Raw genomic sequence first — 9,738 nt, 5'->3', positions numbered from 1 at the left:
CATCAGCACAAGGATTAATCAACATGATATTGACACCAAAAGGTTTATCAGTTAAGCTACGACAGATTTCAATATTCTTTTTAAGTGTAGCAGTATCCATACCACCAGCACCAATTAAACCAAGTGCCCCAGCATTAGATACACTAGCAGCAAATTCACCAGTAGCAATATTTGCCATTCCTCCTTGAATCAAAGGATATTTAATATTTAATAATTCATTCAATTTCATCTTCTAACTCCATTCTATTAATGTTGCTCCCCATGTAAGCCCACCACCAAAACCAACACAAATTATTTTATTTCCTGGTTTTAATAGTCCTTTTTCATCCATCTCACCTAAAGCAAGAGGAATACTGGCAGCTGATGTGTTCCCATATTCTTGTAAATTCATATAAAACTTTTCTTCAGATGATTTCATCTTCTTATAGACATTTTTAATAATTCGATAATTTGCCTGATGACAGACAACATAATCAATATCATCAAGTGTTAAATTAGCCTTTTGTAAAACCGCATTAATGCTTTCAGGAATAACTTTAATTGCAAACTTAAATACTTCTTGTCCAGCCATACTAAGATAATGATTATCATTTACTTTACTGATAGCAGGTGCTTTTAACGCTTCTAAATTTCCAGCTGAGTTACTATAACTTGCAAAAATACCTTCACCCTTACCAACAATCAAAGCTCCTGCTCCATCGCCAAATAAGACACAAGTATTACGATCCGTAAAATCAATTATTTTAGAAATTTCTTCACTTCCAATAACTAAAGCATATTTATCATCAAGATTTTGTAATAGAGCTTGTGCTACAGTTAGTGAGTAAACAAAACCGCTACATGCTGCACTTAAATCAAAACACATTACTTCTTGGTCATTTAATCCCAACTTTTCTTGAATTAAACAAGCTGTACTCGGTGTAAAATAATCAGGTGTCATTGTAGCACAAATAATCAAACCGATTTTACTTTTATCTATTTTTTCAATTGCTTTTAATGCTGCTTGGTAGCCAAGATCAACACAACTTTCATTTTCAGCAATATGCCTTTTATTTATCCCGGTTCTAGAAACGATCCACTCATCTGATGTTTCGACCATTTTTTCAAAATCGAAATTATCAAGAACCTTTTGTGGTGTATAATAACCAGTTGATATAACTTTTAATCCATTCATATAATCTCCTAATATTTCTCTTTGATATCTTCAAAGAAATAAACCAGCTGTTGCAAAGATTTTATTAGTAACTCATCATCAAGAACATGACTATCCTCACATACTCGACTGACCATTTCTTCATGAAATTCATGATGAACCTTACAAACACGATTTCCTTTAGCTGTTAACTCAACTCGAATAACTCGACGATCAGCATCATCTTTACGTCGTTTAACATATTCTTTAGCTTCTAATTTTTTAATTGCTGTCGTAATCGTACCATTAGTTAAAGTTGCCTTTGAAGCAATTGTTGACATAGTTGGATTCGAAAGTGAGCTAATTGCATCAATAATATGCAACTCAGACAAACTTAAATCTTCAACTCCATGGCCAACCATATATTGAGTTTCAATATCTAGTATTTGATTAAATAATCTTACAAACAGATGATTAATTAACTCTCGATTTAAAATATCGCGATTAGTCATTAGTAATTCGACCCATTTCTCTAAATTTGTTATAACGTTTATTTACTAATGATGTTTTTGATAACTTCATTAATTCTTCTAAATTATCTCGAAGATATATTCTTAAACGTTTATATACATACTCTCGGTTTTTTGTAATTCCTCCACGTGGTTCTTTAATAATTTTATCAATAATTTTCATTTCATATAAATCTTCAGCTGTTAATTTCATTAACTCAGCAGCTTCTTGAACTCTTGAACCATCTTTATCTTTCCATAGAATCGAAGAAAATCCTTCTGGTGATAAAACTGAATAAACACTGTTTTCTAACATCACCATACGATCACCAATACTTAAAGCCAATGCTCCACCACTTCCACCTTCACCAATTACAATTACAATAATTGGTACAGTTAATTGTGACATTTCCATTAAATTACGTGCAATTGCTTCGCCAATTCCATGTTTTTCTGCCTTTAACCCAGGATATGCTCCTGGTGTATCAACAAAAGTAATAATTGGACGATTAAATTTTTCTGCTTGTTTCATCAAGCGCATTGCCTTACGATATCCTTCTGGTGAAGACATTCCGAAATTACACTGAAGATTTTCTTCTAAAGTTCGTCCTTTTAAATGACCAATTACTGTACATGGAATATTGTTGAATATTGCTAGACCGCCGACAATCGAACCATCATCTTTGTACAAACGATCACCATGTAATTCGATAAAATCATCAAATAGATTATCAATATATTCGTAAACATTTGGTCGATCAGCCTTCCGTGCAAGATAAACACGATCATAAGCACTGATATTTTGATAAGCTTCAGCTTCTATTTTTATTTTAGTATTTTCTAAATCCTGAATTTGTAATGTATGATCTATTTCTTGATCATCTTTTAACTTTAACAATTCTAATTCAATTTCTTTAATTTTAATTTCTTTTTCCTGCAGCGACATTATTGTGCCCCCCTGCTATGCATTTTTAATAACCTAATAATTGTTTCCCGCATTTTAGAGCGTTCTACGATCATATCAATAAAACCCTGATCTTGCATAAACTCTGTTCTTTGAAAACCTTCAGGTAATTTCTGTTTAATTGTTGATTCAATTACCCGTGGTCCTGCAAAACCTATCAAGGCTTTTGGTTCCCCAATTATTATATCGCCTAACATCGCAAACGAAGCAGTTACCCCACCTGTTGTAGGATGAGTAATGTATGATATATATAATAGTCCCGCTTCATGATGTTTTGCTAATGCTGCACTAGTTTTAGCCATTTGCATTAGTGAAATAATCCCCTCTTGCATTCTGGCCCCTCCTGAAGTAGTAAAGATGATAATTGGACATTTCCGCTTTGTTGCATGCTCAATAGCTTTGGTAATCTTTTCACCTACTGCTCCTGACATACTCCCCATTAAAAAACGTGAATCCATTACACAAACAATTATCTTTTTTCCATCAATTTTTCCAGTTGCACAAACAACCGCTTCGCCAAGACTAGTTGTTTCCTCTAATTTTTCTAATTTATTTTTATAACCTGGAAACATTAACGGATCATTAGATTTAATACCCTTATATAACTCTTTATATCTTCCCCCATCATATAAAAGATTCAATCTTGTGTAAGCACGCATCTTTAAATGCGCTCCACATTTGGGACAAACATAATAATTTTCTTTTAAGTCTTCACTCAAAATTGATTCTCCACAAGTATCACACTTGGTATAAATACCATCAGGTACATCAATTCTTTTTTTATCCTGCATTTTATTACGAATTGATTTAAATAAATTTAATTTCTCTTTTCGCGCTTTAAATAACTCTTCCATTTATTATCCCACCAACTTATCTAAGTTATTTTCAATAAAACTAGTATCGAAATTTCCTTTTACATATTCACCTGTATGCAAGATCAAATACTGTAATTCTTGATTTGTATCAATTCCATCAATAACTAGTTCTGCCAAAACTCTACGCATTCTTCGAATTGCTTCTAAACGATTAGAACCATGTACAATTACTTTAGCAATCATTGAATCATAGTGTGATGATACCTTATATCCTTGATATAAAGTTGTATCTATCCTTACACCAAGCCCTCCAGGTAAATGTACACTATTAACTGTACCTGGACATGGTCTAAATCCTTCTCGAGGATTTTCAGCATTAATACGACATTCTATTGCATGTCCATTTAAATGAATATCACTTTGTTTATAAGTTAACTTTTGATTAGCAGCTATTCTAATTTGTTCTCTAATCAAATCCACTCCTGTCACCATTTCAGTAATTGGATGTTCTACCTGAATCCTTGTATTCATTTCAATAAAATAATAGTTTCCATCTTGGTCAAGAACATATTCAATTGTTCCAGCATTACGATAACCTGCTCCCTTAGCCGCTTTAATAGCATCCTCACCCATTTTTTGACGAAGCAATGGAGTTAAGGCCTTACTTGGTGCTTCTTCAATCATCTTTTGATTACGACGCTGAATCGAACAATCACGTTCTCCCAAATGAATTACATTACCATAATTATCTGCTAAAATTTGAAATTCAATATGCTTAGGATTTAAAACTAATTTTTCTAAATACATATCATCATCTCCAAAACAAGCTTTTGCTTCTGCTTTAGCAGTTAAATATGCATCATCAAATTCTTCTTCACTAAAGGCCTTACGCATTCCACGTCCGCCACCACCTGCTGACGCTTTAATTAAAACTGGATAACCAATCTGATTAGCAGCCATTTTTGCTTCTTCTAATGTATTTACACTACCATCACTTCCAGGTACAACCGGTACCCCAGCCTCAATCATTTTTTGACGTGCCATACTTTTATTTCCCATCATGTCAATAACATCACCACTTGGTCCGATAAAAGTAATACCACATTCCTCAACTAAACGAGCAAACGTTGAATTTTCAGATAAAAAACCAAATCCAGGATGAATCGCATCACATCCAAGCGCTGTTGCAACACTTAAAATATTTTTCATATTTAAATAACTATCCGTCGCTTTAGCCGGACCAATACAAACTGCATGATCAGCTAACTGTACATGCAATGAAGTACTATCAACATTTGAATAAACTGCCACTGCCTCAATTCCCAACTCTTGACAAGTTCGAATAATTCTTACCGCAATTTCGCCACGGTTAGCAATTAAAATTCGTTTAAACATAACAATTACCCTTCAATGATCATCAATACTTGATCATATTCCACTAAATCTTCAGTGTTAGCCATAATTGATGTAACAGTTCCATCAATTGGTGCTTTAATCTCATTCATAACTTTCATTGCTTCAACAATACACAAAACTTGCCCAGTTTTTACTTTACTTCCTACTTCCACATAAGGTTTAGCAGTTGGTGAACTAGAAGCATAATAAACTCCCACGATTGGTGATTTTACAGGTGTTCCACTTATTTCAGGTTCCTCTTTAATTGGCGTACTATTTACAATCTCAGTATTTGTTACTTGAGTTGTAACAGGTGCAATAGGAGTATTTACTACATTTACTGGTGCTATTGGAGTTTTTTCTAACTCTAACTTTATATCATCTATTTCTACTTTCATTTTAAAAACTTCTGAGTTTTCAAATTCATTAATAAGTTGTTTTACTAAGTCTATTTTCATGGTATTCTCCTTTGTTTTGAATATCAAAGTAAATTTTATTAAAAAAATAAATGTTCATACTTTGAACATCAAAATATTTTTTTAGTAAAATTATTACCCAGTTATCCTGGGTAATAATTTTAAGCGTTTGCTTTAATATAATCTACGATATCTTGAACTGTTTTGATTTCAGCAGCTTTATCATCTGGTATTTCAATATCAAATTCTTCTTCAACTGCCATAATTAGTTCAACTGCATCTAGTGAATCAGCATCTAAATCTTCTTTTAAATTAGCTTCTAAAGTTACTGCATCTTCATCACAGCTTAAAGAATCAACAATTATTTCTTTTACTTTTTCAAATTCCACGTTTTCTTCCTCCTCGTGTATATTACGCGTACATTATAACAAAAACAAAACATTTGTAAATAGTTTGATGTTCAAAACTTTTAGCGAAACTCCACGAATTAATAAAAACACAAGTAAAATCAAGGTGTTTCAAGATAATTTTTTTCTGATTTTTTTATGTTTTAATCGTCATTTTTTTATGTTATAGTCTTTTTTAGGAGGATTTTACTAATGAAAATACCTGAAATAAAAGCTAAAACTATTGTCCAAAACAAAGCAGATAAAAAACATTTTTGGTTTGGATTCGACTATAACATGAATCTTTATCAAGGTTGTCATCATGGTTGTATTTATTGTGACAGTAGAAGCGAATGCTATCACGTTGAAAATTTCAACCAAGTTAAAATAAAGCAAAATGTCATATCGTTACTTTCAAAAGAACTTTGTACCAAAAAAAGAAAAGGTGTTATCGCTATTGGTGCAATGTCAGACCCTTATAATCATTATGAACAACAATTGAAGATAACCCATCAAGCTCTAAAAATAATTAACCAAACTGGTTTTGGTGTTATGATAACAACTAAAAGCCATACTATTGTTCATGACCTTGAAATATTAAAACATATTAATGCTAAACAACCTGTTTTAATTTGTATGACGATTACTTGTGGAAACGATCAGCTATCTAAAAAAATCGAACAAAATGTCTCATTATCATCAAAACGTTTTGAAACAATTAAACAGTTACGACAGCAAAATATCTATGCTGGAATTTTAATGACACCAATTTTACCATTTATTAATGATACTCCAGAAAACATTAAAGAAATTGTCTATCAAGCACATTTAGCTAATGCTAGCTTTATCTATCCCATGTTTGGTGTTACTTTACGCGATCGTCAACGTGAATATTTTTATAATCAGCTTGATCAATTATTTCCTGGTATTAAAGAGCTCTATATAAAACAGTTTGGCAATAATTATTTATGTAATAGCCCTCGAATTTATGAATTAAAAAAACTATTCATTAAAGAATGTCACAATTATAATTTAACTTATAAGATGGAAGACATTATAAAGGGTTATAAACAAATGCCCGCATCTCCTAAACAATTAAGTTTATTTTAAATAATTTCTCATAAACTTCCCTAAATGATCCTTAATAATTTGTATTTTACTTATTAATGTCACTATAATTACTTAAATAATTATTAGCATGTTTCATTATATTTATCATTTTTTTATATGTATCACTATTTTTATAATTAAGTCGTTGTACTAATTTTGTAATATAATCCTGCTGATAAACAAAATTACAGCTATATTGATAGTTCAAATCAAAAATCAAGGCTATAAACGATACCCAACGATCCAAATCTGTTTTACGTGTCGTACTAAGAATTGATTTACTGTTCATAAATGTTTCATATATTGATTCACTAATAACATCATTTTCTAAAATACTTTGAGAAACATCTAAAAATGCTTCAAAAGTCTCAATAAGTCCTGTTTTAAAAATATCAATTTTATCTGCATCTCTAATTATTTTACAATGAAGTAACTCATGTTCAGTTAAATCTTTAGCTACTTTATATTTATTGTGATTAAAAATTGCTTTATAAATTAATTTATAGTTATTTTGATCTATATTAAATTTATCAATTAAATTATTATCAAATAAAATTTGTACCCCTAATTGGGCATGATCAATAGTTTTACTATCAATAAAACAATTATAACGCTTTAATTGCTCAAATCTTCCAATATCATGCAATAAACCAATCAATGTAGCTAACTCAACTTCATCTTGAGATAAATTCAGCGATATTGCAACATTTTTAGAAGCTTCCATAACTCGATAAGTATGCTCTATTTTTAAAATAATCTTAGAATTACTCTTATCAAAATCATTAACATATTCATCAAATACTCTTTTTGCATTTATTAGATCAATCATCTAATCACCTCCAGTTACCATTATATTCTCTTTATCAACATTTCTCTACCATTTTACTAACTAATAATTTCTATTTTCCTATAGTTATGTTATATTAATAAACAAGGATGTGATTAGATGAAATTAAGATTAACTACAACTAGTGATTTAGATGCCGTGATGAAAATTATCAATCAAGCTAAAACATATTTTAAAGAACAAGGAATTAATCAATGGCAAGATGGTTATCCTAATGAAACTTCTATTATTAATGATATCAAGCAACAAGAAGCATATGTACTTGATATTGATGGTGAAATTATTGCAACGGCGATGATTTCCAAAGCAGCTGAACCAAACTATAATTATATTGAGGGAAAATGGCTTCAAACTGCTGACTATATCGTAATTCACAGGATTGCAATTCGAAATGATTATAAAGGTAATAGCTTAGCTAAAATAATTATTGATGAAGCAATCAAACTATATCCAGGAATGTCGAGTATTCGAATAGATACTCATGATGATAATTTATCAATGCAACGCTTTTTAACTAAAAATGGTTTTACATACTGTGGCACTATCTATTTAGAAAATAAGGAAACACGTCGTGCATATGAAAGAATTCTTTAACCTGCAATACTGCAGGTTTTATTTTTTAATAAAACCAATTTACACTTTACTAAATAATCTAATTAATACCAGTTCTTTAATATATTAAGTTTTATTCAGATTAATATTATCATCTTGTAGACTATCAGTTGATTAAATCAATTATTGTTTACTATGATTCGCTACCAATAATTTACATAAAAAATATAATAATATTAAGATAATTAAAAATAATTATCTAGAAAGGAATAGTACTCTATTAAACAGTATAATAGAGTATGCGTGATTAATATGAGAGATATTAATATTAGTAAAATTATTTATCAAAAACGAAAAGAAAAAAATATGACCCAAGAAGAATTGGCCATGCATTTAAATATTACCAAGGCCGCTATTTCCAAATGGGAAACTAATCAAAGTTATCCGGATATTTCTTTATTACCTACATTAGCCAGTTTATTTAATATCAGTATTGATGAACTAATTGGTTATGAGCCCCAAATGCATAAAAGTGATATCAAAAAATTATATCACCAGTTAGCTAACGACTTTGCCAAAAAACCATTTGAAGAAGTATATCAAAAGTGTCAAGAAATAATCAATAAATACTATTCTTGCTTTGAACTATTATTACAAATGATGATTCTTTTAATGAATCATGCTAATCTAGCTAAAAATCCACAAGATATTTATGAAGAAATAAATAATTTAGCAACACGAATAGCTATGGAATGTAATGATATAAATATTTATCATCAAAGCAAACAATTCCAAAGTACTGTTCTTTTAGCATTGAACCGCCCACTTGATATTATTGAACTTTTTCCTGAAATAAAGCAGCCCTTAATCGTCAATGATACAACTATTGCTCAAGCCTATATAATGTTAAATAAACATGATGAAGCAACCGAAATTCTACAAGTTTATCAATACCAGTATATTTTAGCCTTATTACAAAATATTACTAGTTATATTTACTTTAACAGCAATGATATACCTCGAGTAAGATCTGCAACTACACGCCTGCTCAAATTAATTGATATATATGAACTTGAAAAGGTACATCCAAGTATAATTTTATCTGTTTATGCTAACCTCGCGATGGTCAGCATTAATCAAAATGTTCCACTTCAAGCTTTAACATATTTAAAAAAATATGTTGATGTAGCAATTACGCTTAAATTTCCACTTGTTTTATCAGGTGACAAATACTTTGATTATCTTGACAATTGGCTAAATAACTTAGATTTAGGAATTATTGCACCTCGCAGTGATACTGCAATTATTGAATCAATTAAAGAAGTTTTAGTTGCTCCAATCTTTGAACAACTTCAAAATAACATAGAATATCGTCAGCTCGTTGATAAACTAGCACAGCACTTAGGAGGACACTAACATGAATCTTAATGAATTTTTACCAATCATCATTCCTCTTGTTTTTATTCAAGTATGTTTACAAATTTATTCAGTATATCATGTTTTAAAACATCCCAATTATAAATGCGGTAATAAAGTCTTATGGATTTTTGTTATATGTTTATTTCAATACTTTGGTGTCATTGCATACTTTATTATAGGAAAGGGTGAATAA

13 protein-coding genes are annotated in these 9,738 nt (G+C 30.3%); 4 read left to right on the top strand and 9 right to left on the bottom strand.

Translation table 11 applies throughout. The features are described 5' to 3' along the window. The 8 genes from ACLR9T_RS09800 to acpP all read right to left on the bottom strand — a co-directional run. Nucleotides 1-229 (bottom strand): nitronate monooxygenase (locus tag ACLR9T_RS09800; protein WP_413109362.1); only part of this gene is annotated, 229 nt, incomplete at its 3' end. Between the two features lie 3 nt (nt 230-232). After that, on the bottom strand, nt 233-1,174 hold the full coding sequence (locus ACLR9T_RS09795) for a beta-ketoacyl-ACP synthase III (RefSeq protein ID WP_413109361.1): 942 nt from the start codon (nt 1,172-1,174) through the stop codon (nt 233-235). An 8-nt stretch (nt 1,175-1,182) separates the two neighbouring features. Then, a complete protein-coding gene (locus ACLR9T_RS09790) occupies nt 1,183-1,644 on the bottom strand; it encodes a MarR family winged helix-turn-helix transcriptional regulator (RefSeq protein ID WP_413109360.1) in 462 nt (153 codons plus the stop codon). Then, the gene (locus tag ACLR9T_RS09785; protein ID WP_413109359.1) at nt 1,637-2,587 is read right to left on the bottom strand and encodes an acetyl-CoA carboxylase carboxyltransferase subunit alpha; all 951 of its coding nucleotides are present in this window, start codon (nt 2,585-2,587) and stop codon (nt 1,637-1,639) included. Before ACLR9T_RS09785 ends, ACLR9T_RS09790 begins: the two co-directional genes overlap by 8 nt. Beyond that, nucleotides 2,587-3,459: an acetyl-CoA carboxylase, carboxyltransferase subunit beta gene (gene accD, locus ACLR9T_RS09780; protein WP_413109358.1), complete on the bottom strand. Its 873-nt coding sequence runs from the start codon at nt 3,457-3,459 to the stop codon at nt 2,587-2,589. Before accD ends, ACLR9T_RS09785 begins: the two co-directional genes overlap by 1 nt. Nucleotides 3,460-3,462: 3 nt before the next feature. Further along, nucleotides 3,463-4,815, bottom strand: a complete 1,353-nt coding sequence (locus tag ACLR9T_RS09775; protein ID WP_413109357.1) for an acetyl-CoA carboxylase biotin carboxylase subunit — start codon at nt 4,813-4,815, stop codon at nt 3,463-3,465. 5 nt (nt 4,816-4,820) lie between these two features. Then, on the bottom strand, nt 4,821-5,273 hold the full coding sequence (gene accB, locus ACLR9T_RS09770) for an acetyl-CoA carboxylase biotin carboxyl carrier protein (protein WP_413109356.1): 453 nt from the start codon (nt 5,271-5,273) through the stop codon (nt 4,821-4,823). A 119-nt stretch (nt 5,274-5,392) separates the two neighbouring features. Continuing rightward, entirely contained in the window at nt 5,393-5,620 is a 228-nt protein-coding gene (gene acpP / locus ACLR9T_RS09765) for an acyl carrier protein (RefSeq protein WP_413109355.1), read from the bottom strand. Nucleotides 5,621-5,830: 210 nt separating this feature from the next. On the opposite strand from acpP, the gene ACLR9T_RS09760 reads away from it, so the two are divergent. Continuing rightward, nucleotides 5,831-6,727: a radical SAM protein gene (locus tag ACLR9T_RS09760; RefSeq protein ID WP_413109354.1), complete on the top strand. Its 897-nt coding sequence runs from the start codon at nt 5,831-5,833 to the stop codon at nt 6,725-6,727. Between the two features lie 46 nt (nt 6,728-6,773). Here ACLR9T_RS09760 and ACLR9T_RS09755 read toward each other — a convergent pair whose 3' ends face one another. Next, a complete protein-coding gene (locus ACLR9T_RS09755; RefSeq protein ID WP_413109353.1) occupies nt 6,774-7,556 on the bottom strand; it encodes an HD domain-containing protein in 783 nt (260 codons plus the stop codon). 117 nt (nt 7,557-7,673) lie between these two features. On the opposite strand from ACLR9T_RS09755, the gene ACLR9T_RS09750 reads away from it, so the two are divergent. The 3 genes from ACLR9T_RS09750 to ACLR9T_RS09740 all read left to right on the top strand — a co-directional run bounded on the left by ACLR9T_RS09750 (nt 7,674) and on the right by ACLR9T_RS09740 (nt 9,738). After that, entirely contained in the window at nt 7,674-8,168 is a 495-nt protein-coding gene (locus ACLR9T_RS09750; protein ID WP_413109352.1) for a GNAT family N-acetyltransferase, read from the top strand. A 270-nt stretch (nt 8,169-8,438) separates the two neighbouring features. After that, nucleotides 8,439-9,542 carry a helix-turn-helix domain-containing protein gene (locus ACLR9T_RS09745; RefSeq protein ID WP_413109351.1) on the top strand — a complete coding sequence of 368 codons (1,104 nt, stop codon included), beginning with the start codon at nt 8,439-8,441 and terminating at the stop codon, nt 9,540-9,542. A gap of 1 nt (nt 9,543) precedes the next feature. Next, nucleotides 9,544-9,738, top strand: a complete 195-nt coding sequence (locus ACLR9T_RS09740; RefSeq protein ID WP_413109350.1) for a PLDc N-terminal domain-containing protein — start codon at nt 9,544-9,546, stop codon at nt 9,736-9,738.

This window comes from Thomasclavelia sp. (assembly GCF_047249845.1).
Classification (GTDB): Bacteria; Bacillota_I; Bacilli_A; order Erysipelotrichales; family Coprobacillaceae; genus Thomasclavelia.
Note: the sequence above shows the minus strand (reverse complement) of the source record. Positions and strands in the feature narration are given on the sequence as shown.

Coding starts and splice junctions, on each gene's coding strand:
- ACLR9T_RS09795 (WP_413109361.1), bottom strand. CDS start 1,174: ATGAATGGATTAAAAGTTATATCAACTGGTTATTATACACCACAAAAG.
- ACLR9T_RS09790 (WP_413109360.1), bottom strand. CDS start 1,644: ATGACTAATCGCGATATTTTAAATCGAGAGTTAATTAATCATCTGTTT.
- ACLR9T_RS09785 (WP_413109359.1), bottom strand. CDS start 2,587: ATGTCGCTGCAGGAAAAAGAAATTAAAATTAAAGAAATTGAATTAGAA.
- accD (WP_413109358.1), bottom strand. CDS start 3,459: ATGGAAGAGTTATTTAAAGCGCGAAAAGAGAAATTAAATTTATTTAAA.
- ACLR9T_RS09775 (WP_413109357.1), bottom strand. CDS start 4,815: ATGTTTAAACGAATTTTAATTGCTAACCGTGGCGAAATTGCGGTAAGA.
- accB (WP_413109356.1), bottom strand. CDS start 5,273: ATGAAAATAGACTTAGTAAAACAACTTATTAATGAATTTGAAAACTCA.
- ACLR9T_RS09760 (WP_413109354.1), top strand. CDS start 5,831: ATGAAAATACCTGAAATAAAAGCTAAAACTATTGTCCAAAACAAAGCA.
- ACLR9T_RS09755 (WP_413109353.1), bottom strand. CDS start 7,556: ATGATTGATCTAATAAATGCAAAAAGAGTATTTGATGAATATGTTAAT.
- ACLR9T_RS09750 (WP_413109352.1), top strand. CDS start 7,674: ATGAAATTAAGATTAACTACAACTAGTGATTTAGATGCCGTGATGAAA.
- ACLR9T_RS09745 (WP_413109351.1), top strand. CDS start 8,439: ATGAGAGATATTAATATTAGTAAAATTATTTATCAAAAACGAAAAGAA.
- ACLR9T_RS09740 (WP_413109350.1), top strand. CDS start 9,544: ATGAATCTTAATGAATTTTTACCAATCATCATTCCTCTTGTTTTTATT.